Annotated in this window: 22 protein-coding genes; 7 read left to right on the top strand and 15 right to left on the bottom strand. The window is 69.4% G+C overall.

The features are described from left to right. The first annotated feature begins 87 nt into the window (after window positions 1-87). A complete protein-coding gene (gene folP, locus ACGFNK_RS09685; protein ID WP_393413625.1) occupies window positions 88-948 on the top strand; it encodes a dihydropteroate synthase in 861 nt (286 codons plus the stop codon). A 316-nt stretch (window positions 949-1,264) separates the two neighbouring features. Here the strand turns inward: folP and ACGFNK_RS09680 are convergent, their stop codons facing one another. Further along, window positions 1,265-2,023: a TIGR00730 family Rossman fold protein gene (locus tag ACGFNK_RS09680; RefSeq protein WP_386342242.1), complete on the bottom strand. Its 759-nt coding sequence runs from the start codon at window positions 2,021-2,023 to the stop codon at window positions 1,265-1,267. Between the two features lie 123 nt (window positions 2,024-2,146). After that, a complete protein-coding gene (gene dapE / locus ACGFNK_RS09675; RefSeq protein ID WP_393413623.1) occupies window positions 2,147-3,226 on the bottom strand; it encodes a succinyl-diaminopimelate desuccinylase in 1,080 nt (359 codons plus the stop codon). A 109-nt stretch (window positions 3,227-3,335) separates the two neighbouring features. On the opposite strand from dapE, the gene ACGFNK_RS09670 reads away from it, so the two are divergent. Then, the gene (locus ACGFNK_RS09670) at window positions 3,336-4,310 is read left to right on the top strand and encodes a heavy metal transporter (protein ID WP_393413621.1); all 975 of its coding nucleotides are present in this window, start codon (window positions 3,336-3,338) and stop codon (window positions 4,308-4,310) included. Window positions 4,311-4,661: 351 nt separating this feature from the next. Next, complete coding sequence (locus ACGFNK_RS09665) at window positions 4,662-5,126, top strand: ATP-binding protein (protein WP_393413619.1); 465 nt, start codon at window positions 4,662-4,664, stop codon at window positions 5,124-5,126. Between the two features lie 68 nt (window positions 5,127-5,194). Here ACGFNK_RS09665 and ACGFNK_RS09660 read toward each other — a convergent pair whose 3' ends face one another. Further along, window positions 5,195-6,301 (bottom strand): bifunctional succinyldiaminopimelate transaminase/glutamate-prephenate aminotransferase, encoded by a 1,107-nt coding sequence (locus ACGFNK_RS09660; protein ID WP_393413617.1) that lies wholly within the window; start codon window positions 6,299-6,301, stop codon window positions 5,195-5,197. Window positions 6,302-6,422: 121 nt separating this feature from the next. Next, window positions 6,423-6,743 (bottom strand): ferredoxin, encoded by a 321-nt coding sequence (gene fdxA / locus ACGFNK_RS09655; protein ID WP_018089397.1) that lies wholly within the window; start codon window positions 6,741-6,743, stop codon window positions 6,423-6,425. Window positions 6,744-6,934: 191 nt separating this feature from the next. Here fdxA and ACGFNK_RS09650 point away from each other — a divergent pair, with 191 nt between their 5' ends. Then, complete coding sequence (locus ACGFNK_RS09650) at window positions 6,935-7,942, top strand: GNAT family N-acetyltransferase (protein WP_393413615.1); 1,008 nt, start codon at window positions 6,935-6,937, stop codon at window positions 7,940-7,942. An 84-nt stretch (window positions 7,943-8,026) separates the two neighbouring features. Further along, a complete protein-coding gene (locus ACGFNK_RS09645) occupies window positions 8,027-8,929 on the top strand; it encodes a tetratricopeptide repeat protein (RefSeq protein ID WP_393413613.1) in 903 nt (300 codons plus the stop codon). Window positions 8,930-8,934: 5 nt separating this feature from the next. Here the strand turns inward: ACGFNK_RS09645 and ACGFNK_RS09640 are convergent, their stop codons facing one another. From ACGFNK_RS09640 to ACGFNK_RS09625, 4 genes are all read right to left on the bottom strand, one after another. Beyond that, entirely contained in the window at window positions 8,935-11,556 is a 2,622-nt protein-coding gene (locus ACGFNK_RS09640) for a hypothetical protein (RefSeq protein ID WP_393413611.1), read from the bottom strand. Window positions 11,557-11,722: 166 nt separating this feature from the next. Then, a complete protein-coding gene (locus ACGFNK_RS09635) occupies window positions 11,723-12,163 on the bottom strand; it encodes a DUF6113 family protein (RefSeq protein WP_393413609.1) in 441 nt (146 codons plus the stop codon). Next, the gene (mshB, locus tag ACGFNK_RS09630) at window positions 12,163-13,068 is read right to left on the bottom strand and encodes an N-acetyl-1-D-myo-inositol-2-amino-2-deoxy-alpha-D-glucopyranoside deacetylase (protein WP_393413607.1); all 906 of its coding nucleotides are present in this window, start codon (window positions 13,066-13,068) and stop codon (window positions 12,163-12,165) included. Before mshB ends, ACGFNK_RS09635 begins: the two co-directional genes overlap by 1 nt. A gap of 150 nt (window positions 13,069-13,218) precedes the next feature. Further along, window positions 13,219-13,413, bottom strand: a complete 195-nt coding sequence (locus ACGFNK_RS09625; protein WP_033319939.1) for a DUF2304 family protein — start codon at window positions 13,411-13,413, stop codon at window positions 13,219-13,221. 155 nt (window positions 13,414-13,568) lie between these two features. On the opposite strand from ACGFNK_RS09625, the gene ACGFNK_RS09620 reads away from it, so the two are divergent. Then, window positions 13,569-15,686: a prolyl oligopeptidase family serine peptidase gene (locus tag ACGFNK_RS09620; protein WP_393413605.1), complete on the top strand. Its 2,118-nt coding sequence runs from the start codon at window positions 13,569-13,571 to the stop codon at window positions 15,684-15,686. Window positions 15,687-15,844: 158 nt separating this feature from the next. On the opposite strand, the gene ACGFNK_RS09615 is transcribed toward ACGFNK_RS09620, so the two are convergent. Next, complete coding sequence (locus tag ACGFNK_RS09615) at window positions 15,845-16,216, bottom strand: VOC family protein (protein WP_393413603.1); 372 nt, start codon at window positions 16,214-16,216, stop codon at window positions 15,845-15,847. Between the two features lie 153 nt (window positions 16,217-16,369). Between ACGFNK_RS09615 and ACGFNK_RS09610 the strand changes: the two genes are divergently transcribed. Beyond that, window positions 16,370-16,651 (top strand): hypothetical protein, encoded by a 282-nt coding sequence (locus ACGFNK_RS09610; protein WP_393413601.1) that lies wholly within the window; start codon window positions 16,370-16,372, stop codon window positions 16,649-16,651. Window positions 16,652-16,724: 73 nt separating this feature from the next. Here ACGFNK_RS09610 and ACGFNK_RS09605 read toward each other — a convergent pair whose 3' ends face one another. The 6 genes from ACGFNK_RS09605 to ACGFNK_RS09580 all read right to left on the bottom strand — a co-directional run bounded on the left by ACGFNK_RS09605 (window position 16,725) and on the right by ACGFNK_RS09580 (window position 23,956). Further along, window positions 16,725-17,423 (bottom strand): 2-phosphosulfolactate phosphatase, encoded by a 699-nt coding sequence (locus ACGFNK_RS09605; protein WP_393414400.1) that lies wholly within the window; start codon window positions 17,421-17,423, stop codon window positions 16,725-16,727. A 290-nt stretch (window positions 17,424-17,713) separates the two neighbouring features. Then, entirely contained in the window at window positions 17,714-18,850 is a 1,137-nt protein-coding gene (locus ACGFNK_RS09600; RefSeq protein ID WP_393413599.1) for an ABC transporter ATP-binding protein, read from the bottom strand. A 13-nt stretch (window positions 18,851-18,863) separates the two neighbouring features. Further along, the gene (locus tag ACGFNK_RS09595) at window positions 18,864-19,922 is read right to left on the bottom strand and encodes an ABC transporter ATP-binding protein (protein WP_393413597.1); all 1,059 of its coding nucleotides are present in this window, start codon (window positions 19,920-19,922) and stop codon (window positions 18,864-18,866) included. 10 nt (window positions 19,923-19,932) lie between these two features. Further along, window positions 19,933-20,910, bottom strand: a complete 978-nt coding sequence (locus ACGFNK_RS09590) for an ABC transporter permease (RefSeq protein ID WP_393413595.1) — start codon at window positions 20,908-20,910, stop codon at window positions 19,933-19,935. Window positions 20,911-21,018: 108 nt separating this feature from the next. Next, complete coding sequence (locus ACGFNK_RS09585) at window positions 21,019-22,815, bottom strand: ABC transporter substrate-binding protein (RefSeq protein WP_393413593.1); 1,797 nt, start codon at window positions 22,813-22,815, stop codon at window positions 21,019-21,021. A gap of 103 nt (window positions 22,816-22,918) precedes the next feature. After that, the gene (locus ACGFNK_RS09580) at window positions 22,919-23,956 is read right to left on the bottom strand and encodes an ABC transporter permease (RefSeq protein ID WP_393413591.1); all 1,038 of its coding nucleotides are present in this window, start codon (window positions 23,954-23,956) and stop codon (window positions 22,919-22,921) included. Window positions 23,957-23,964 lie beyond the last annotated feature (8 nt).

Raw genomic sequence — 23,964 nt, 5'->3', positions numbered from 1 at the left:
ATGCGACTCTGCCAGTTAGGGTCGCAGGCGGCCGATCCGGGCGGCGGAACGGCGACCACTGCGAACGACTGGGAGAGGTCACAGGGGATGCTCAGGCTGGGCAGGCGCGAGTTCGACGCGCATGAGCCGGTGATCATGGCGATCGTGAACCGGACCCCCGACTCCTTCTACGACCAGGGGTCCACCTTCCGCGACGAGCCGGCGCTCGCACGCGTGGCGGAGGCGGTGTCAGAGGGTGCGGCCATCATCGACATCGGTGGGGTCAAGGCCGGTCCCGGGGAGGAGGTGACGGCCGAGGAGGAGGCGCGACGCACGGTGGGTTTCGTCGCCGAGGTGCGGCGTCGGTTCCCCGACGTGATCATCAGCGTCGACACCTGGCGGCACGAGGTCGGTGAGGCGGTCTGCGAGGCGGGCGCGGATCTGCTGAACGACGCGTGGGGCGGGGTCGATCCGCGGCTCGCGGAGGTCGCCGGGCGGTTCGGGGTGGGGCTGGTGTGTACGCACGCGGGGGGTGCGCGGCCTCGTACTCGGCCGCATCGGGTCGCGTACGACGATGTCATGGCCGACATCGTGTCGGTCACCCGTGGGCTGGCCGAGCGGGCGGTCTCGCTCGGGGTGCCGCGGGAGTCCGTGCTCATCGATCCCGGGCACGACTTCGGCAAGAACACGCGGCACAGTCTGGAGGCCACGCGTCGGCTGGGCGAGATGGTTTCGACGGGGTGGCCCGTGCTGGTCTCCCTCTCCAACAAGGACTTCGTCGGCGAGACCTTGGACAAGCCGGTCAAGGAACGGGTCCTCGGGACCCTCGCCACGACGGCCGTCTCGGCATGGCTGGGGGCGCGGGTGTACCGCGTCCACGAGGTCGCGGAGACCCGCCAGATCCTGGACATGGTGGCGTCGATCGCCGGCCATCGGCCGCCGGCGGTGGCCCGTCGAGGGCTGGCGTAGTCCTGCTGGGGTGCCGCCGGGGAGGGCTCTTCGCCCCCGCCGCCCCTACCCGTCCCCTCCCTGGGGCCAGTTCCAGAGCCCCGCTGGTGGCTGCGCCCAGACCGGCTTCGGGCCTCCGTCTCCGGGCCCTGCACTGAGATTCCGCCGCTCAGGCGGAACTCTGCAGCCCAGGCCGGCATCGATCAGCCCGTCCGGCACTTGAGGACGAGGCCGTCAGGCCGATGGGGGTCCAGGGGGCGCAGGCCCTGGTGGGGTCCGGGGCGAAGCCCAGGGGACGGGAATGGGAAGGGGCGGCGGGGGCGAACAACCCCTCCCCCTACCTCCCCGCCTCCTTGGACACCAACGCCACCGCCTCATCCACGTCATCCGTCAGGTGGAACAACAGCAAGTCCTGTTCCGAGGCCTTGCCCTGGGCGATGAGGGTGTTCTTGAGCCAGTCGACCAGCCCGCCCCAGTACTCCGTGCCGAAGAGAACGATGGGGAAGCGCGTGACCTTCTGGGTCTGAACCAGAGTCAGCGCCTCGAACAGCTCGTCCAGCGTGCCGAGGCCACCGGGCAGGACCACGAACCCCTGCGCGTACTTGACGAACATCATCTTGCGCACGAAGAAGTAGCGGAAGTTCAGCCCGATGTCGACGTACGGGTTCAGCCCCTGCTCGAAGGGCAGCTCGATGCCGAGCCCGACCGAGATGCCCCTCGCCTCGCACGCGCCCTTGTTGGCGGCCTCCATGGCACCCGGCCCACCACCCGTGATGACCGCGAACCCGGCCTCCACCAGCCCCCGGCCGAGCGCGACCCCGGCCTCGTACTCCGGCGACCCCGCGGGCGTACGGGCCGAGCCGAACACACTGATCGCGGGCGGGAGTTCGGCCAGCGTGCCGAAGCCCTCGATGAACTCCGACTGGATGCGCAGCACCCGCCAGGGGTCGGTGTGCACCCAGTCCGAGGGCCCGCCCGCGTCCAGCAGCCGCTGGTCCGTCGTGCTCGCCTGCACCTGGCCGCGCCTGCGCAGCACGGGGCCGAGCTGCTGCTCGTCCGGTGGCCGCTTCTTGCCCTCCGGGTCGCCAGTAGCCATGTCCGCTCCCTCCGCTTGCAGGTCGTTCCACCCCAGCGTAGATCTACGCGGGTTACGGAGGGGGGACGCCGGCATGTCCGCCATGAACCGCCCTCAGGTACGGGGCAGGACCTCGCGTACGGGTCAGGACGTCAGCCAGGACCGCAGGCGTTCCTCCCCTGCCAGGATCTTCCCCGTTTCGACCCGTTCATCCCGCTTGTGTGCCAAGTGCGGGTTCCCTGGACCGTAGTTGACGGCGGGGACGCCGAGCGCGCTGAAGCGGGAGACGTCCGTCCAGCCGTACTTGGGCTGCGGAGTGCCACCGACCGCCTCGATGAACGCGACGGCCGCCGGGTGGGACAGACCGGGAAGCGCGGCCCCGCTGTGGTCGTCGACCACGAACTCCTCAACCCCGCAGTCCGCGAACACCTCGTGCACATGGGCCAGCGCCTCCTCCTCGCTACGGTCGGGCGCATAACGGAAGTTGACGGCCACCACGCACTCGTCGGGGATGACGTTGCCCGCCACTCCGCCCTCGATCCGGACGGCATTGAGCCCCTCGCGGTACTCCAGCCCGTCGATGACCGGATACCGCGGCTCGTAGGAGGCCAGGCGCGCAAGGATCGGGGCGGCCGCGTGGATCGCGTTCGAGCCCATCCAGCTCCGCGCCGAGTGGGCGCGCTCGCCCCGCGTCTTCAGCAGCACCCGGAGCGTCCCCTGGCAGCCGCCCTCCACCTGCCCGTCCGAGGGCTCCAGCAGAACCGCGAAGTCGCCCTCCAGCCAGTCCGGATGGGCCTCGGCCACATGCTTCAGACCGTTGAGGTGAGCGGCCACCTCTTCGTTGTCGTAGAAGACGAATGTGAGGTCTCGATTGGGCTCGGGCACAGTGGCCGCGATACGCAACTGCACGGCGACACCCGCCTTCATGTCGCAGGTACCGCAGCCCCACAGCACGCCGTCCTCGTCCAGGCGCGAGGGCACGTTGCCGGCGATCGGCACCGTGTCGATGTGACCGGCGAGGATCACGCGCTCGGCCCGCCCCAGATGCGTACGGGCGACGACGTTGTTGCCGTACCGGTCGACCGTCAGATGCGGCAGGGCACGCAGTGCGGTCTCGACGGCGTCCGCGAGAGGCTTCTCGCTGCCGCTCTCCGAGGGGAAGTCGACGAGCTGCGCGGTGAGCCGGGCGGCGTCAAGGCTGAGGTCAAGCGGGGTGTCGGCCATGCCGTCGACCCTAGCGCGGGCCCTTCGTCAGCTTTGAGACATCCCCCACAGCCTTGTTGACCAAATGTCCATAGTCCGGTCATCCGGCCCCTTTCCCTTCGCTACCTTGATGGGCGTGCGTGAACCCATCAGTAACCGTCGTCGCCGCCGCCTCCCCCGTTTCGGCACGGCCCTCGCGATGCTGCTCGCCCTCGCGGCGTATCTCACCTTCCAGTACGTCTCCGGGGGCACGGGTGCTCCGCGGTGCACGGTCGTCTCGGACAGAGGCGACGGCGCGTCATACGAGTTCACGGCGGAGCAGGCGGTGAACGCGGCGACGATCTCGGTGGTCGGCACCAACCGCGGCATGCCCGACAGGGCCGTCACAATCGCCCTCGCGACGGCACTCCAGGAGTCCGGCCTGCGCAACATCGACCACGGCGACCGCGACTCGCTTGGCCTGTTCCAGCAGCGGCCCTCGCAGGGCTGGGGCACACGGACGCAGGTCATGGACCCGGCATACGCGGCGGGCGAGTTCTACGAGCACCTGGCCAAGGTGCCGGACTACTCGGAGCTGCCGCTCACCGTCGCCGCCCAGCGCGTGCAGCGCAGCGGCTTCCCGGACGCGTATGCGAAGCATGAAACGGACGCCACCCTGCTGGCCGCGGCACTGACGGGGCGCGCGGCGGGCACGCTCACCTGTGAGGGGCGCCCGGAGATGCGGCCCGGCGGACCGGACGCGGTGCGCGCCGCGCTGGTACGGGACTTCGGGCAGGACATGTTCCAAGAGGCGGGTGCCGAGCGGAAGCTGAAGCCGGACGCGGGCGCCACGCCGTCGGATGCGTCCACCGGTGCGGGCGGTCCCGTGAGCCCCCGCACCGTGACCATCCCCGTCCCCGACGCCCCGGCCGCCAGGAGCGGCGAGCGGCAGCGGGGCTGGGGGCTGGCGCACTGGGCGGTGGCCAACGCCTCCGCGCTGCACATCAAGCGGGTCTCGTACGCGGGTCGGGCCTGGACGGCCGGGAACACCCGCAGCGAATGGCGCGCGGATGCCTCGAGTTCCCGGAAGTCCACAGGCGAAGTCCGAATCGTCACGGGGCAGTAGTACGGCTCCTCACCCGTTGGAGGGACCCCGTGGGCGCCATGTCCACGGCACGCACAGGATTTCGTCCGGCCACTCACGAAGCGACCGAACCCTTGGGAATCAAGGGCCGTAAGGATTCGGCAGACTTGCGCACCGGGCGTTCTTTGCCCGGTTTCCTCCACAGCCGATAATGCGACGCATTGCCAACTCTTTACGTCGGGCCACCGCAACCTTCGCGGACTTCGAGCGGTAGTCACTGTGTCCGAGCCCGGAACGATCAACCGCAGCCAGTTGGCCGACATCCAGTCGACCACCGCCAACTCCCGGGCCCGGTCGCACACTTCACCGTTTTCTCCCCGTCTAAGGAGCATTATGTCCCTCCCCCTGACCCGCCGGATCGCCCGTACCGCGCTGCTCGTAGCAGCGGGAGCGGCTGCCGGGGTCGGTGCGGCCGGCTCCGCCAGCGCGGCGCCCCAGCTGCCCGCTGCCCCCGACCTCGGCGGGATGTCCGCACTGGACAACACGGGCACCACCGTCGACGGTGCCACGCAGACCACCACCGACGTCGCGAGCGACGCCGGCAACAACAAGGCCGTCAAGCAGGCCGTGCCGGCCGCGAGCAAGACGGGTGGCAAGGCCGTCAAGACCACGGGCAAGGCCGTCAAGCAGACGGCGCCCGTCGCGCAGCGCGTCGCCGGGGATGTCGCCGGTTCCGCGAGTGACGTGGCCGGTGACACCGCCAAGCCGGGCGGGGCGCCCCTGCCGACGGACGGCCTCACCAAGGGGGGCCTCCCCGGCACGGACACGCTGCCGGCGAAGACCCTGCCGCTCGGCTGACACCACGCTCGTACGGCGAAGGGGTCCAGGTGCACACCACCTGGACCCCTTCGCCGTACGTACGAGACCTACAGGCGCCCCACGGCTGCCTGTACCCGCTCATCCGTCGCCGTCAGTGCCACGCGGACGAACCGTTCGCCCGCCGGCCCGTAGAAGTCGCCCGGTGCGACCAGGATGCCCAGCTCCGCAAGGTGGGCCACCGTGTCCCAGCAGGACTCGTCCCGGGTCGCCCAGAGGTACAGGCTCGCCTCGCTGTGCTCGATGCGGAAACCGTGCCGCAGCAGAGCCTCTCGCAGGGCCGTACGGCGGGCCGCGTAACGCTCGCGCTGTTCGCGTACGTGGGTGTCGTCGCCGAGGGCGGCTACCACCGCGGCCTGCGTCGGCGCGGGCGTCATCATGCCGCCGTGCTTGCGGATCTGGAGGAGGTCGCCGAGGACGGCCTCGTCACCGGCCAGGAACGCTGCCCGGTAGCCCGCGAGGTTCGACCGCTTCGAGAGCGAGTGGACCGACACAAGACCCTCGTACGAGCCGCCGCACACGTCCGGGTGCAGCACCGAGACCGGGTCGGCCTCCCAGCCGAGCTCGATGTAGCACTCGTCGGAGAAGACGAGGATGCCGTGCTCGCGCGCCCAGGCGACGATCCGGGTCAGATCGTCCTGTGAGAGGACGCGGCCGGTGGGATTCGACGGGGAGTTGAGCCAGAGGAGCTTCAGACCGGTCGGGTCCAGCTCTGTCGGGTCCTCGTACGAGACGTGATCCGCGCGAGCCAGCCTGGCCCCGACCTCGTACGTCGGGTAGGCGAGGCGCGGATAGGCCACCACGTCTTTAGATGTCGCAGTCCCGGGGCCGAGGCCCAGCTGGGTCGGCAGCCAGGCCACCAGCTCCTTCGAGCCGACGACCGGCAGGACGTTGCGGTGGGTGAGGCCTCGCGCGCCCAGTCTCCGCTCGCACCAGCCCGTGAGCACGTCCCGCAGTTCCGGCGTACCCCACACCGTGGGATAGCCGGGCGAGTCGGCCGCGGCCACCAGAGCTTTCTGGATCAGCTCGGGAACCGGGTCGACCGGGGTGCCGACGGACAGGTCGACGATGCCCTCCGGATGAGCGCGGGCCGTCGCCTTGAAGGGCTCCAGCTTGTCCCAGGGAAAGGTGGGAAGCCGGTCGGAGACTGCGGACACGGGGTTCACTTTCTGCTTGGGCGGCGGGGCGCCGGGCACGCTCGGCAAACGCCTCGGTCCCGTACGGCGATCAAGGCGATCAGGGCGTACGGGACCGAGGCGACGCGGATGCGGGCGCCGCTTACTGGTTCTGCGGCGGCAGCGCTGCGATGAAGGGGTGGTCGCGCTCGATCAGGCCGAGCTTGCTGGCGCCGCCGGGCGAGCCGAGTTCGTCGAAGAATTCGACGTTCGCCTTGTAGTAGTCCTTCCACTCTTCCGGAGTGTCGTCCTCGTAGAAAATCGCCTCGACCGGGCAGACCGGCTCACAGGCTCCGCAGTCGACGCATTCGTCCGGGTGGATGTACAAGGACCTGGAGCCCTCGTAGATGCAGTCGACCGGGCACTCCTCGATGCACGCCTTGTCCTTGACGTCGACACAAGGCTGCGCGATGACGTAGGTCACGCTGTCGTTCCTCCTCGATAGGGCGCTGGCGGGCCTCCTCAGGCTCCGCCGCCTGGCGCGCGGGAGCGCGGCGTCGTCGATGCCCGCATCTAGTATCTCCGTTCCCGGGCGTGATCCGAACAGGAGGGTTGTACTGAGCTGTGGATTTCTCCTCGCATATACGGCTCGAAGTCCGTGTCACCCCTGCTGACGTGGGCAAACGTGTCTCGGTACGGCAGCTGGACGAAGACGCTCCGAAGGGTGAGAGGTTCACCGACACGGTTGGCGTTCTCACATCATGGGACGACGATGTGCTGCTGATCACACGGCGGTCCGGGGAACGTGTCCGCATCCCGGAAGCGTCGCTTGTCGCGGGGAAGGTGGTGCCGTCGGCACCTGCCCGTCGCCGGGGCCCTTCGGCGTCGTACGAGGAGCTGGCGCGGGTCGCGGCGCGGGGCTGGCAGCCGGTGGAGCGGGAACGTCTCGGCGACTGGGAGCTGCGGGCCGCCGCCGGATTTACCCGGCGGGCGAACTCGGTGCTGCCGCTCGGCGATCCCGGCCTGCCGCTCGACGAGGCGCTGGCTTTCGTACGGGACTGGTACGCGGCCCGTGGTCTGCCCGCGTACGTCCAGACCGCGACCGGCGCCGAGGGCACGCAGGAGTTGCTGTGTGCGGAGCTGGAGGGGCGCGGGTGGACGCGTGAGGTGAGCGCCGAGCTGTGGACGGGCGCGCTGGCGCCGCTCGGCGATCTTCCGGACCCCCCGCGTCCGGTGCTCCTCTCCCGCACGGCGGACGAGGCATGGCTCAGCCGCTACCAGCGCAAGGGCATGAGCGAGGTGGCCCTGAAGGTGCTGTCCCCCCGCTCCTGGGGGTCCCCCCGCTCGAGCGAAGCCGAGAGTGGGGGAGAAGCCGAGAGTGGGGGAGGGCCTTCGGTGTGGTTCGCGACGGTGCCCGGCACCGATCCGGCTTCCCCGGCGGCGATCGGCCGCTGCGTGGTGGACGGCCGCTGGGCCGGTTTCGCCGCGCTCGAGGTGGATCCGTCCCTTCGCCGTCAGGGTCTGGCCACGATGGTGATGGGCGCGCTGGCCCGCCAGGCCCTGTCGGAGGGCGCCTCGGCAGCTTGGTTGCAGGTGGAGACGGACAACGAAGGGGCGCGGGCGCTGTACGGGGGGATGGGGTTCGCGGCGCATCATGCGTACCACCACTACCGGGAGCCGTAGCGCGACGGAGGCCGGTGGTGCGGTGAGACTGGTGGTTGGAGCCGCGCGGCGGTAGCGATCGGTGTGAAAGGGCACGAGGCAGTTATGGGTCCACCTCATCCTCCAGGGCCGGAGCGGAGCGCCGCATGGCGGCGGTGGTTCGCTGATGAGGCGCGGGCCGAGCGGCCCGATCTTGCGACGCTGTGCCTGCTCATCGGGGCCGAGGCGGACGGAGCGCTGGACGAGGCGGGGATGGACGCCGCGCAGATCGAACTGGACCGGCTGGCCGGGGAGTTGCCGTTCCGGCCGGGCGGGCCCCAGGCCTGGGCCACGGCGCTGGCCGAACATCTCGGCGGGCGCTGCGGGTTCCGCGGCAGCGCCGGTGACTACCAGCGGCTGGAGTCCTCGCTCCTGCACGAGGTGCTGCGGCGGCGACGCGGGCTGCCCATCCTGCTCTCGGTCGTGTGGATGGAGGTCGCGCGCAGGGCGGGGGCACACGTGTACGGGGTCGCCCTCCCCGGGCACTTCGTGGTCGGCTTCGGACCTCCCACCCGTCACCCGACCACCGCCCCTCAAGAAGCTCGGCGCAGTACTGAATTCGAGGAACAAGTGCTGGCCGACCCCTTTGACGGCGGCCGCGTGATGACCGGCCCCGACGCGGAGCTGCTCGTGGCGGGCGCCACCGGTGCGCCCCTCGACCCGTCGATGCTCACGCCCGCCGACCCGCTCGACGTCGTCCTGCGCATCCTCAACAACATCCGCGCCTGGGCCGCCGCCCGCCCCGAACGCGGCGACGTCGCCCTGTGGGCCGTGGACCTCTCCCTACTGCTCCCGTCCCACCCCGCCCGCCTCCGCTACGACCGTGCCCAACTCCTCGTCCAGCACGGCGACTTCCTGGCAGGCGCCACGGAACTCGACGCGTACGCCGACATCGTGGCCCCGGTCGACGAACCCGCAGCGGACCGCGTACGCCAACAGGCGCGCGCGGCCCGCGCGATGCTCAACTGAAGCGGTCAGCTCGGGTTGGTCTCGATGACTCCGATGCGCTCCTCGGGCGTCTTGCCGCGCAGAGCCTTGCCCAGCGCGGAGGCGACGTCCTGCGGCAGGACGTCACGCTTCCCACTCGCGCCCTCGATCTGCACGCCGTCGAAGGTGGTGCCGTACGCCTCCTTGAGCGCCTCGAGGTCGTACGTCTCCACGAGCTTGCCCTTGACGGCCTTGAAACCGAGAATCTTCGGCAGCGAAACGGGTCCGAACTGGATGCTGTTTGCCGCGTCGGTCTGAACGGTGACGAGCTCGGACATCGCCGGCTCCGCGAACTCCTTCATCTTCCGGTCGACTTCGGCCTTCGTGACCGTCGGCTCCTTCGTCGTGGTCGGAACCTGAACGGCGCCCGGATCGCCGGTCGCCACCTGCTTGCGGTACGCCTCCTCGACGGCCTTCATCGACTGGCCGATGGCGATGGACTTGCCCAGCTTGCCGTACACGGGGACGGCCTTGCCCGACTCGAACTTGATCGTGCCCTCGGTCGCCGTTCCGGCGCCGCCCGCGGCGCGCTCCAGGGCGGCCCGCAGCTTCTCCTCGTCGACGGGCATCTCGGGTTCGACGACGCGCTCGCCGCCGAACAGCGAACCGATCACCGACACGGGGTTGTAGTCACTGCCCGCCGCGGCACGCACCGTGGACTGGGTGTCGAACTGGAGGCCCGCCTGTTCCGGCTGGAGCGACACCGTCTCGCCGTCGACGGAAAGCTTCAACGGCGCGTCCGTACTTTTACCGAAGGCGTCTTCGAGCTTGTTGACGGCCTCGTCACGGGTGCCGCCGCCGATGTCGACGCCGAGCACGGTGGTGTTCTTGGGCACGTCGGAGTGGTTCATGAGCAGCCCGGCGCCGTACGCGATACCGGCAACGCCCACCACGCCGGCCCCCAGGAGCACCAGCTTGTTGCGCCCCTTCTTCTTCGGCTTCGAGGCCGCGGGCACGGTCGGCGAGACCGGCTCGGGCAGCTTCGGGGGCTGGTGCGGCATCGGGCCGTCGGAGGGCGCACCGGGCCCGAAGGGGTTCTGGTGCGACGGTACGACCGGAATGCCGCTGGTCACGGTGTGCCCGGAGACGTTCTCCCCGGGCCCGCCGCCGTAACCGGGCGGTTCGGGCGCGGGCTTCTGCGGGGTGAGGATCGCGGTGTCGTCACTCATCCCACCGCCGGGACGACCTGGGCCGCCGGGGCCACCGGCTGGGGCGCCGGATCCGCCAGGTCCGTTCGGACCACTCGGGGAACCGGGGCCGCCCGGCCCACCGACCGAGGCGCCGGATCCGGGAGGGCCGCCCGGCCCGTTCGGACCACTCAGGGAACCAGGGCCACCCGGACCTCCGGGACGACCAGGGCCACCGGCCGGGGCTCCGGATCCACCGGCGCCTCCAGGACCATTCGGACCCCCGGGACGACCGGGATCAGCGACCGGGGCAGCGGATCCGCCGGGACGGCCCGGAGCATTCGGGCCGCCCGCACCGTTCGGACCGCTCAGGGAACCAGGACCACCCGGGCCACCGGCCGGAGCGCCGGATCCGCCAGGAGCACCCGGTCCGCCGGGAGCACCATGGATGCCGAGGCCTCCCGGCCCACCGACCCCACCAGGACCCCCGAAACTCTCAGGGCCTCCCTGGCCCCCCGGCCGCCCGGTACCGCCAGGCGCCGCCATGGGCCCGTCTCCCGTGACCGGTCCACCGGTCGGCCCCGAGGGACCGCCCGGACCGCCCGGACCACCAGGACCGCCCTGGGCACCCCGGCCCCCTTCGGAGAAGAACGGAAGATCATCGCGCCGCGACGCATCGTCACCGGCACTGCCACCGGTGGCCCCGTTCGCGTTCCCGGGACCACTCCCGTTACCGGCCCCCAGCGGCCCCGCCGCCAGCACACCGGAAACGTCGAAGGACCCGGTGCCGCCACCATGCCCCGGCGCCACGGCACTGGTGCCGCCCGCACCGGGCAGCCCGGCACCATTCGTACCGTTCGCGCCGGCACCACCGGAACCGGGCCGAGGCGCTCCACCAGGACGCGCACCGGCGCCCCCGGGACGAGAACCGCCAGTACCCGTGCCTGCGGCGGCACCCGAGCCCGTACCAGCCGAACCGCCGGAGGTACCCGCCCCGTTGGTCGAGCCACCGCCCTGACCGCCCTTGGGCGCACCGGCCTTACGAGGAGCGAACCAGTCGCTCGTCTTCTCCTCGGCGGCGGCGGCCCCGGAGCTGGAAGAGGGCGCGGGATCCGGGGACTTGGGCGCACCCGAGGAAGCGCTCGGCCCCGGCTCGGCCGCGGCCGACGCCGGTCTGGCCGAGCCGGCCGACCCGTTGGCACCGGTCGCGCTGTTCGAACCGCTGCCGGAACTCTCCGAGTCCCCGACGGGCGTCCGCACGACGACCGGCGGAATGGGCCTCGATCCAGGGATGTTGATCCGGATCCGCGTCGTCAGCGTGGTCTCGGTCTTGATTTCCTCCGGCCGTTCACCAGCGGAACGCCCCGCGTCAGCACCGTCTTCGGAACCCGTGGGGGTCCCGTACGGCGGCGTACCCGACGGGTAGGCGGTTCCGCCGCGCCCGTTGGGCCCGGAGGACGAACTGTCAGTTTCACGACTCAAGGCAGGTTCTCCCGATTGGCTCCGCCGCCCGTGTACTCGACCTCAACCTCGTTTCGGGCGGCTCGGCGGCGCGCACCACCATACTGGCCACCTCTGGTGCTTATCCGGCGACCGCTGAGGAAACCCACACCGGACCCCCACGCGCGTTCCGCGGCGAAGTAGTACGTCACTTGCCAAGTCGGGCGGCAGAGGCAGGTGGTTGCCGCCCCGCGCCAAGGGTGGCGCACATCACAGCCACAGCCATCCCACCGAGCAGGAAGAGGTAGGAGCCGGCTCCCGCAGCGAAGAGGAAGTCGCCTTCCGGGCGGCTGGCGGTGAGCAAGATAACGGCGACCATCCACCCGGCCGCGGGCGCCACCGCCCCGGCCCGGCTGCCGAGCGCCCGCGCCCCGCCCAGGAAGAGCCCGGCCGCACCCGCGAGCGCGAGCAGCAACCCGCCCGGGAACCAGCCGGACTGGACCAGTCCCCCGGCCGCCCCGACCACGGCACCCAGCACAAACAGCCCCAGACAGGCGGCGATCCGCCTTCCCGACGGCGGCCCGAACGGCTGGGCGAGCATGCTCCCCGTACCGGCGCTGCGCGCACTTGATCTGTTCGCCGTACTCATCACGCACTCACCTCAGAAGTCCCCGGAATCCCCGCAAACAGGTCTGTCTCCGGCGCCCCGGAACGCGCCCCACCCCGTTCACCGCGCACCAACTCGTAGTACTCCACGAGAAAAATCGGCTGCACGAGCTGGTTCGACAGCGCGAACCACGGCTCGACGACCTCGATCTGCGTGGCGTGCGCCCGCATCGCCGCGGCCTTGGCGGCGGCGTGTGCCGTGCCGTCGATCTCCGTCGTGATCAGGTTGTCGGCCACCACGCCCGGCACGTCGTCGACGGCGGCGGAGGCGGGGAAGGGCAGTTCGTCCAGTACGTCCTTGAGACGCGCGAAGGCCTCTTCGGCCACGGAGCGCGGTACGCGGTTCCAGTAGATCTTCGCGATCGTCCACGGTGTGCCCAGGTCCGGGCGGAAGTCCCGCTCGGCGGCCAGGTCCGCGGCGCGCATCGCGACCCGGTGGGCCTGGATGTGGTCGGGGTGGCCGTAACCCCCGTCAGGGTCGTAGGTGACCAGCACCTGGGGGCGCACTTCGCGGATCACCCCGACGAGTTCCGCGGCGGCCTCGTCGAGGCTCGCCTGCCAGAAGCAGCGGGGGTCGTCGTTGTCGGCCAGGCCCATCATCCCGGAGTCCTGGTGGCGGCCGGGGCCGCCGAGGGAGCGGAAGTCGTGCACGCCGAGCGCGTCCATCGCCGCCGCGAGTTCCGTGCGGCGGTGGCTGCCGAGGGCCTCGCCCGTCAGATGGGCGAGCTCGGGCGGGATGACCTCGCCCCGCTCGCCCAGGGTGCAGGTCACCAGGGTGACATGGGCGCCCTCGGCCGCGTACCGGGCCATGGTCGCGCCGTTGTTGATCGACTCGTCGTCCGGGTGCGCGTGCACCAGGAGCAGTCGGCGGCCGGGCAGTTCCGTCATGGGCCCACCCTATGAGCCCCGGCGGTACGCGGCTCCCTGAGCCCCGTCCGTACGACGCTCCCCGGGCGTCAGTCCGTACGGGGCTCCCCCGGCCCCACCCCCCGACGGACCGCGGCCCATGCCTATGAGGCGCGGCTCATGAGGCACGCCTCAGAACTTGATGTCCCCGATCATGCCCGCGATGTTCGACGTCACCTCGCTGATCGTGGGCGCGATCGTCGAACTGGCCAGATAGAAGCCGAACAGGACGCAGACCACCGCGTGCCCGGCCTTCAGTCCTGATTTCTTGACCAGCAGGAAGACGATGATCGCCAGCAGCACCACCGCCGAAATCGAGAGTGCCACGGCGGTTCACCTCCAAGGTTCCCAGGGACGCGTTTGGTCAGTACGGCAGCCAGCAGGTTCATACCCAGGCAGCGCCATTGATCATAACTATCCATCCGCGCGCATCGATCGGCGCACGGCCGCACAAGGGGGCGCATGGCCAATATGGTCGGGGCATGACCACCGAGCCTCTCTCCTTTCCGCGCCGGCAGGCACGCACCCTGCGCTTCACGCTCGGCGCGCCCCGCGCCTTCACCGTGGCGCCCGACGGTTCCCGGGTCGTGTTCCTGCGGTCCCGCTCGGGTACGGACCGGGCGAATCTGCTGTGGGTCCTCGATCTCGAGGAAGATGAGGAACGCGTCGCCGCCGACCCGCAGGCGCTGCTCGGCGGCGCCGTCGAGCGGCTGTCGGCCGAGGAGAGGGCGCGCCGGGAGCGCAGCCGGGAGGGCGGCGCGGGCATCGTCGGCTATGCCACCGACGGGGCGGTGGAGCTGGCGTCCTTCGCGCTGTCCGGGCGGCTTTTCACAGCCGAGCTGCGGGCCGGTACGGCACGTGAACTGCTTGTTCCCGGCCCCGTGCTGGACCCGCGTCCGTCCCCCGACGGACGGCTCGTGGCGTACGTCACCGGGGGCGCCCTGCGGGTGACCGGCGCCGAGGGCGAGGGCGACCGGGCGCTCGCGGAACCCGAATCGGAGACGGTGACGTACGGCCTGGCCGAGTTCATCGCGGCGGAGGAGATGGGCCGTTCGCGCGGCTTCTGGTGGTCGCCCGACTCGGACCGGCTGCTGGTCGCGCGGGCCGACGACGCGCCCGTACGCCGCTGGTGGATCGCCGACCCCGCGCGGCCGGATCGGGCTCCGCAGCAGGTCGCCTACCCGGCGGCCGGAAGCGACAACGCGGACGTACGCCTCTTCGTGTTCGGGCTCGACGGGGCGCGCACGGAGGTCGTGTGGGACCGGGCGCGCTACCCCTATCTGGCACGCGTGCACTGGTCGGCGGCCGGAGCGCCGCTCCTGCTCGTACAGGCGCGGGACCAGAGGAGCCAGCTCTATCTGGCCGTGGATCCCGACACCGGGGCGACCCGGATGGTGCACGCGGACGAAGATCCGCAATGGCTGGATCTTTTCCCCGGCGTGCCGTGCTGGAGCCCCAGTGGACAGCTCGTGCGGGTAGCCGACGAGGGCGGGGCGCGGGTGCTCGCGGTGGGTGAACGCCCTCTGACGGGACCGCAGTTGCACGTACGCGCGGTGCTCGACGTCTCGGACGACGATGTACTGGTGTCCGCGTCGGCGGGCGAGGCGGCGGCCACTCCCGAGACCGGTGAGGTCCACGTCTACCGGGTCAACGACCTTGGCGTGGAACGGCTTTCGCAGGAGCCCGGGGTGCACTCGGCGGTGCGCTCCGGCCCTGTGACGGTGCTCGTCTCGGCCGTCCCCGACCGGCCGGGCGCCCAGGTGCGGGTGCTGCGCGAGGGCAAGGCGGCGGCGACTGTGGCCTCGTACGCCGAAGACCCCGGACTGAGCCCGCGCGTGACGCTCATGGAGGCGGGCGAGCGCCGTGTGCCGTGCGCCGTCGTGCTCCCCACGGGTCACACCGGCGGTCCGCTGCCGGTCCTGATGGACCCGTACGGCGGCCCGCACGGACAGCGGGTGCTGGCGGCGCACAACCCGTACCTCACCTCGCAGTGGTTCGCCGACCAGGGCTTCGCCGTGATCGTCGCGGACGGGCACGGGATGCCGGGGCGCTCGCCCGCCTGGGAGAAGGCGATCAAGGACGACATGGCCGCGATCGTCGTGGACGACCAGATCCACGCGCTCCAGGCGCTCGCCGAGCGCTTCCCACTGGACCTGAACCGGGTCGCCATCCGCGGGTGGTCGTTCGGCGGCTATCTGGCGGGCCTCGCGGTGCTGCGCCGCCCCGACGTCTTCCACACGGCCGTCGTGGGCGCCCCCGTCACCGATCAGCGCCTGTACGACACCCACTACACGGAGCGCTACCTGGGCGACCCGAACCGGCAGCCCGAGGTCTACGCCGCGAACTCCCTGATCGACGACAACGGCCTGGTGAACGCCACCGAGCCGACCCGCCCCATGATGATCATCCACGGCCTGGCCGACGACAACGTAGTGGTGGCCCACAGCCTGCGCCTGTCCTCCGCCCTACTGGCCGCAGGCCGCCCCCACGAGGTGCTGCCCCTCTCCGGAGTCACACACATGACCCCGCAGGAACAGGTGGCCGAGAACTTGCTGCTGCTCCAGGTCGACTTCCTGAAGCGCACCCTGAACGTGCCCTGAGCATGCGACCGGCCGGGGAGACATGGCGCGCCCCGGCCGGTCTACGGCACCCGCACGGCCGTACGCTGTCGAGCTTGACGCGTCCGTATATCGGTATCGGGTCAGCGAAGTTGCTTGCGTGTTAACGCAGTTGATGTGCATTTGTGCGGCTATGCCGACTAGTCCGTGGACACCTCGCGCTCCACACAGAATTCGTTGCCCTCTGGATCGGCCAGGGTGACCCACCCCCCGCCGTCGGGCCGGGTGCGGTCGTGGAGCAGCCGCGCGCCGAGCGCGAGTGCCCGCTCGACCTCCTCGGCGCGGGTCCGCCCCTTCGGCTTCAGATCGAGGTGGATCCGGTTCTTCGCCGTCTTGCCCTCCTCGACCCGTACGAAGAGCAGCGTGGGCCCGCCGGCGGGGTCCGCGATGAGGGCTTCCGGATCGCCGGGCTTGTCGTCGTCGGCCAGCGGGCGTTCCAGGAGGCGGCTCCAGAACAGGCCGAGGTCGTATGGGTCTCCGGTGCAGTCGAAGGTGATCTTGTCGATGTTCAACTGGCTCCTTCAGGGGGCTTGTTGTGGCCGTGGGGAACATTTCCCGGTCGCTGTTCCCGTGTCGAACGATTAAATGGACACGTGCCCCTTCACCTGCGCGGAACGGTCCTGCCCGACGGGTCATACGCGACGGGGAGCGTCCTACGGAGAGGCATGGTGAAGAACCGCATCACCCCCACGTTCGATCCCGGCGAGAACGCTGCGAACCACGAGGCCGTGGCCGACTACGGTCTCGATCTCTCCGCGTTCCTGCGCATCGCGGCACTCGCCGAGGCGGCACGGGTCCGGCGCGCCCAGGGCCGGTTCGCGGAGGTGGACGCGGTCAGCCGCGCCGCCGAGGAGAGCACGCCCGACATCCCGCCCGACGCCGCCCCCGGGGGACGGTGCCGCCATGGACGCCTACCTGATGCCATCGACACCGACATCGGCTCCTAGCGACTGGCGCAGGCGGCATAGCCCGCCCTGATCGGGTGGGCCATGCCGCCTGAAAGTCCAAAGTTCCAGCAGGTCAGTGGATATTGGACGGGATGTCAGGCACCGCAACGGGACGGAGCACCGTTAGAGACTCCTCCTGGCGAGCCATCATCGCAAAGGAGAACCTGTCGATTTCCAAGCAGAGATCGACATCGTCCGGGTGGTATCCGCTCCGCAGCCCACCGGCGAGGTCTGCCGCGGCACGAGAAGTCCTCGCGCGGTGGAGATACGGGGCCGCCTCAACATCATTTCCGGCCATACATTGACCAATGTATTCAGCGCAGGCCAGGTCCTCGTCGGCCCGGCCTCCCTCGCCGGTGACAACGAACGTCACCGGACCGGAATCCTTGGTCTGCAGGAACCGCGCGGTCGGGCCGGCCACCACGAAGCTCGCGCACAGGACCAGCGGCGCGTTCGCGACGGCCAGCGCGCCCACGGTTCCTGCGGTCGTCTTCTGCACCAGCGTTCGACCAGCGAAATCGCATGACCTGAGCAAGCCAGGTGAGTTCACCGCGTCGAAGCCCGCTGCTGGAGCTCCGTCCTTCAAAGCCAGCCAACCCGAGCGGCTCTCCTTCAAGGCAAGTGCCTCACTCTCCGTTGAGGCCAGGACGATCCTCTCGACGCCACGCGAGAAGGCCCAGGCAGCCACGGTGAAGGCGCGCATGACGTCGATGACGACTGCAACACGGGGAACGCCGGTCAACTCTGGGATGCCAACGAAGTGATGGTCCATCGCGCCAGTTTGACGCCCCTGGATCATCCGAGGGGCGCGATTGATCCGGCTGCCGTCGGGATGTGCGGGGGCGACGACCACCGTGCCGTGCCCGGTCATCACGACGTGGTCGGGAAGAGCACGTCACGGTTCCTCCGCGCCGACGTGCTCGACCGGTTTCTCGTCGACGCCGGGTTCGTCGTGCCACGGCGATTCGGGGGCCGGGGGCGGGGTCCCTTCGACCCCGCCCCCGGCCCCCGAGGTCATCACCGTCGCACGACGGGCTGGGCTCTGGGAGCGCTCCGTGCGCCTCAGGCCTTCGTGACCTTCGCGTCCACCTCAGCCGCGTCCTGCTCCAGCGCCTTCAGCGCCGGGTCCATCACCACGTCCTCGTCCCGCGCCTCCGTGGTCGGCTCCTCCGGGAAGTGGCAGGCCGTCAGGTGGCCGCCGCGGTTGCCGGAGAGCTGGATCAGCGGGGGCTCCTCGCTGGCGCACTTGTCCTGCGCCTTCCAGCAGCGTGTGCGGAAGCGGCACCCGGACGGGGGGTGGATCGGCGAGGGCACGTCGCCGGCGAGGCGGATGCGCTCGCGGTCCTCGGAGTCCTCGGTGGCTACCTCGGGGACTGCCGAGAGGAGAGCGTGGGTGTAGGGGTGCCGGGGCCGGTTGTAGATCGAGTCGCGGTCGCCGACCTCCACCACCTTGCCGAGGTACATCACCGCCACGCGCTGCGAGAAGTGGCGCACGATGGCGAGGTCGTGGGCGATGAAGAGGAAGGCGATGCCCAGCTCCTGCTGGACCTTCTTGAGAAGGTTCACCACCTGCGCCTGGATCGACACGTCCAGCGCGGAGACCGGCTCGTCCGCCACGATCAGCTTCGGGTTCAGCGCCAGGGCGCGGGCCACCCCGATGCGCTGACGCTGACCGCCGGAGAACTCGTGCGGGAAGCGGTTGTAGTGCTCGGGGTTGAGGCCGACCAGCTCCAGGAGTTCGCGTACACGCTTCTCCCGGCCGCCCTCCGGGTTGATGCCGTTGACCTCCATCGGCGACTTGATGATCGTGCCGACGGTCTGACGCGGGTTCAGCGAGGAGTACGGGTCCTGGAAGATCATCTGGATCTCGGACCGCACGGGGGCGAGCTGCTTGCGGGACGCGTGCGTGATGTCCTGGCCTGCGTACGTGATTGTGCCGCCGGTGGGCTCCAGAAGCCGCGTGATCAGCCGGCCCGTCGTCGACTTGCCGCAGCCCGACTCGCCGACCAGGCCGACGCTTTCGCCGACCCCGACGCTCAGGTCGATGCTGTCGACGGCCTGGACGGCGCCGACTTTTCGTTTGATCGGGAAGCCGCCGTAGATCGGGAAGTGCTTGGTCAGGCCCTCGACGCTGAGGAGCGTCTCGGCCGAGGTGCCGGTCGAGTCCTTCGGTGCGGGGAGGGTGAGGTTGTCGCTCATGTCTCGGTTCTCCCTAGCGCAGCCGGGGCTGGATCTGGTCGATGAAGATGGTCTGCTTCTGCTCGGCCGTGAGGTGGCAGGCGGCTGCGCGGCCCTCGGCCAGCGGCGGCCGCTCGTCCACACAGCGGTTGCCGACCTTCTCCTGGAAGGCGCATCGCGGGTGGAAGGGGCAGCCGGACGGCGGGTTGAGCAGGGAGGGCGGCGTTCCCGGGATCGGGGTGAGCGCCTCGTTGAGGTCGCCGCCGAGCCTCGGCATCGAGCTCAACAGGCCCCAGGTGTACGGATGCTGGGGCGTGCGGAGCACCTCGCGGGTGCTGCCCCGCTCCACGGCCCGGCCCGCGTACATCACCAGCAGGTCGTCGGCCATGTGCGAAATGACGCCCAGGTCATGGGTGATGAAGATGATCGCGGAGCCGAACTCCTGCTGGAGGTCCCTCAGCAGGTCCAGGATCTGCGCCTGGACGGTCACATCGAGCGCGGTGGTCGGCTCGTCGGCGATCAGCAGGTCGGGGTCGCACATCAGCGCCATGGCGATCATCGCGCGCTGGCGCATACCGCCGGAGAACTGGTGCGGGTAGTCGTGGAAGCGCGTCTGGGGCTGCGGGATGCCGACCTTGTCGAGCATCTCGATCGCCCGTGCCTTCGCCTCCTTCTTGGAGGCTCCGGTGTGCTTCATGAACGGCTCGGACAGCTGGCGACCCACCGTGTAGTACGGCGAGAGCGCGGTCAGCGGGTCCTGGAAGATCATCGCGGCCTTGTTGCCGCGGAGCTTCTCCATCTCCTTCTCGGAGGCGGTGATCAGCTCCTTGCCGTCCAGGACGATCTCGCCCTCGACGGTGGTGGTCTTGGGGCTGTGCAGCCCGAGGATCGTCAGGTTGGTGACGGACTTGCCGGAGCCCGACTCACCGACGATGCCCAGGGTCTTGCCGCGCTCGACGTCGAAGGAGAGGCCGTCGACCGCCTTGACGACGCCGTCCTCGGTGGAGAACTGCACCCGCAGATCCCGGACCGAGAGGAAGGCGTCCGAACCCGTCGGGTTCGGGGCGTCTTCGACCTTGGTCAGTGTGCTCACGGTCGTTCTCCTAGCTGAGGCGCACGCGCGGGTCGATGAACGCGTAGGCGATGTCCACGAGGATGTTCAGGATCAGGATGAAGAAGGCTCCGAACAGCATGGCCCCCATCGTCAGCGGCAGATCCTTGGTCAACGACGACTCCACCGCGAGCCGTCCGATGCCCGCCAGGTCGAAGGTGAACTCGGTGACCACACCGCCCGCGAGCAGCGAGCTGAGGTCCAGGCCGAGGATCGTGACGATCGGGATCAGTGCACCGCGCCAGGCGTAGCGGAAGAACACGTACTTCTGCGACATGCCCTTCGCTCTCGCGGTGCGGACATGCTCCTCCTGCAGTTGCTCGATCATGGTCGAGCGGGCCATACGCGTGTACTGGGCGGTGAAGATCGTGGCCATCACGACCCAGGGGATGAGCAGTCCGATGAACCAGGCACCTGGATCGTCGGTGAACGGCACGTACTTGGGGTTCTCCATCCAGCCCGACGAGTAGACGAGGATGCCGAGCACGATCGGGCCGAGCAGGTAGATCTGGAATGAGCTGAGCACGATGGACGCGCCGCTGGCGAGCTTGTCGACCACGGTGCCGCGCTTCCAGGCGGCGAGCATGCCGGTGCCGAGGCCGAAGAGCAGGAAGATGACGAGCCCGCCGATGGTCAGCGACAGCGTCAGCGGGAACCGGTCCATGAGCGAGTCCCAGACGAAGTCGCCCGTCTTGAAGGAGACGCCCAGGCATGGGGCTGAGCAGTGCCCGACGGCGAAGTCGCGGCCGGCCACGATGCCGACCATGAAGTCCCAGAACTGCGCGGTGATGGGCTTGTCCAGACCGAGGTTCTCCCGGATGACGGCGAGGTTCTCCGGCGAGCAGTTCTTGCCGCAGGAGAGGGCGGCGAAGTCCTGGGGGACTGCGTAGAACAGGAAGAACGTGAACGCGGCGATCAGGAACATGATCACGACCGCGCCGATCGACCTGCGGATGAGGAACTGAAGCATGGCGGGCGGCTGCTCTCTTCGGAAGCGGCGGTGCGGTGAGGGGGATGGGTGCCCGTGGGGGTGCGCTCCGCCTGGCGCGCACCCCCACGGATCAGCCGTGGCGCTTGGTTACGGCTGCTTCAGGAACACGTTGTTGATGTCGATGTAGCTCGATTCGGTGCTGTAGGTGGCACCGCCGATGTTCGACCCGAACAGCTGGATCTGCTTCGAGTAGTACACCGGGGCAGCCGGGTTGATCTCCTCGAGGATGCGCTTGTGCGCCTCCTCCCACTTCACGGCGGCCTGGGCCGGCTCCAGCTTCAGAGCCTCTTCGATCAGCTTGTTGACCTGCGGGTCGTTGATGTGCGAGTAGTTCGGCGCACCATCAGCGATCTGCGTGCCGTCGTAGACCGGGGTCACGACCGTGGACTGGGACGGCCAGTCCTGGCCCCAGCCGGTCATGTAGAGGTCGTACGGGTTCTTGAGCTTGCCGATCTGCTCGTAGAAGGTGGCGCGGTCGATCTCCTTGACCTGGACGTCGAAGCCGATCTTCCCCAGCGCGTCCTTGATGATGACCTGCTGAGCCTGGCCGCGCGGGCTGTTGGAGTACGCGTAGGTGAGCTTGGTGCCCTCCTTGACGCCCGCCTCCTTGATCAGCTCCTTGGCCTTCGCGAGGTCGCCGTTGGGCTTCTTGAGCTTGCCGTACGGGTCGTACTTCGCGTCGAAGCCCGGCAGGGTCGGGGCGAACAGACCACCGGCGATCTCACCGCCGTACCGGCCGCCGTCGGCCTGGACCATGGCCTGGGCCGGGATCGCGTACGTGATGGCGTCGCGGATCTTCTTGTCCTTGATCTTGTCAAGGTTGAAGCTCATCTGCCAGACGTAGGGCTGGTAGCCCTTGATGGTGCGCTTGTTGACCGCCGGTTTGGTGACGACGTCCTGGATCTGCGCCGTGTCGACGGGGTCGGTCCACTGGATCGCGTTCTTGGCCTCGCCCTGGTCGGCGATCAGACGCTTGGTCTGGCTGGCCTGGTCGATCGTCGTGGTGAAGTTGTAGCCGTCGACGTACTGGTGCCGGACCGAGTCGGTCTTCGGGTCCCAGTTGGTGTTCTTGACCAGCTTCAGGGACTTGCCGGCCTTGTACTCGGAGATCTTGTACGGGCCGAGCGCGGCCGGAGCCTTGTCGTACTTCTCCTTCGTGTCCTGCTTCTCGGGCACGATGGCGTAGCCGGCCATGGCGAGCGCCTGCGGCAGGTCGGGACGCGCCTGGTTGAAGTGGAAGATCACCGTCTCGTCGTCCGGGGTCTCCAGGACGGAGTCCGGCAGGTGCTTGCCCTTGTACGGGCCGTCCGGCAGGTCCTTGCGGTAGTCGGCACCGGAGAGCCAGGTCTGGACGTACGTCGGGCCGTCGAAGATGACCTTCGAGTACTGGCGCTCGATGGTGTGACGGACGTCCTTGGACGTGATGACGTTGCCGTCCTCGTCCTTGACGCCCGACTTGAGCTTGTACGTCCAGGTCTTGCCGCCGTCGGACGACTGACCGGAGTCGGTGGCGATGTCACCGACGACCGTCAGGTTGCCGTTCTTGTCCTCCTGGAAGTTCGTCAGACCGCGGTGCACGAGGTTGGCGAACTGGCCCGCGTCACTGACGTAGATCTGGCCCGGGTCCATGTGGGACAGGTCCGACTGCATGTAGACGTTGATCGTGCCGCCGGACTTGGCGCCCGCCACCGGCGCCGCGGGACCATTGGAGGCCGCGGCGTCGGCGTACTGGACGGGCTTCTGCTGCGCTGCCGCGTCGTCCTTGGACTTCGACTGGTCCTTGGCCTTGTCGCCGCTGTCGCTGGAACAGCCGGTGAGCGCGAGCGAGCCGGCCACCGCAATGGCGGCAATGGCTCTCACAGAGCGCGATCGGATGGGCTTCATGATGCTTGTGCACCTACCTGTCGGTCGTTATCCAGAAGTGCTGCCTGACCATCCGGTTGCCCGGCGTCGGGGGCGGCAGCCACCCCCCTGCTCGTGGACGTCTTCACCGTCCGGTCTTCGGATCGAACGCGTCGCGGACGGAGTCACCGAGGAGGTTGAAGGCCAGAACAAAGATCACCAGTGCCGCACCCGGGAAGAGCAGGAACGCCGGGTCCTGTTCGTAGATCTCGGCACCGATGCGGAACATCCGGCCCCAGTCGGGGGTCGGCTCGACGAAGCCGACCCCGACGAATGAGAGGAACGCGATCGTCAGGATGTTGCTGGGCAGCGTGTACGTGGCCTGCACCAGAATCGGAGTGACGACGTTCGGCAGGACCTCCTTGCGCACGATCCGCCACCGCGAGGCGCCGGAGACCTTGGCCGCCTCAATGAACTCTCGCTCACGCAGGGAGACCACAGAGCCTCGGACGAGGCGGGCCATGGGCATCCAGCCGAGGAACCACATCACCAGGATGATCGCGACCGCCCGCAGGTAGGTGGGGGTCTCATCCGTCGGGGACACGAACATCGCGGTGACGACGGGCATGAAGGCGATGAAGAACAACTGGTTCGGGAACGACAGGAAGAAGTCCGTGACCCGGCCCAGCCAGTAGTCGACCTTGCCGCCGAAGTAGCCGCCGACCAGCCCGATGAGGACACCGGTGACGACACACAGCATCGTCAGCACCAGGGCCATGTAGAGCGAGTTGCGGATGCCGTACAGCAGCATCGTGAACACGTCGCGGCCCAGCTGGGGTTGGACACCGAACCAGAAGTCGCCCGAGACACCGCCGAACGACCCGCTGGGCATCGCGAAGTCGTCGAGCAGGAACGGGTACTCCGGCTCCTGCGCGTACAGCGTGTACGGGTCCTTGCCGTACAGCTTGGAGATCACCGGCGCCAGCGCGGAGACGACGAAGAAGAAAATCACTACGCCCGCGGAGATCATGCCTGTACGGTCACGCTTGAACCGCTGCCACATCAGTTGGCCGGGGGAACGGCCCTCAAGCTTCTTGGGCACGACGACCTCGGTGGTCGCCGCCAGCTCAGGGTCCAAGGCGACCGACGGGCCGGAGCCCTCGGCCTTGGTTGGACTGGTCATGTGTGTTC

The organism is Streptomyces sp. NPDC048825, from assembly GCF_043198355.1.
Taxonomy (GTDB): domain Bacteria; phylum Actinomycetota; class Actinomycetes; order Streptomycetales; family Streptomycetaceae; genus Streptomyces; species Streptomyces xiangluensis.
The sequence above is the reverse complement of the archived record's forward strand: the minus strand, read 5'-3'. Positions and strand labels throughout refer to the sequence as shown.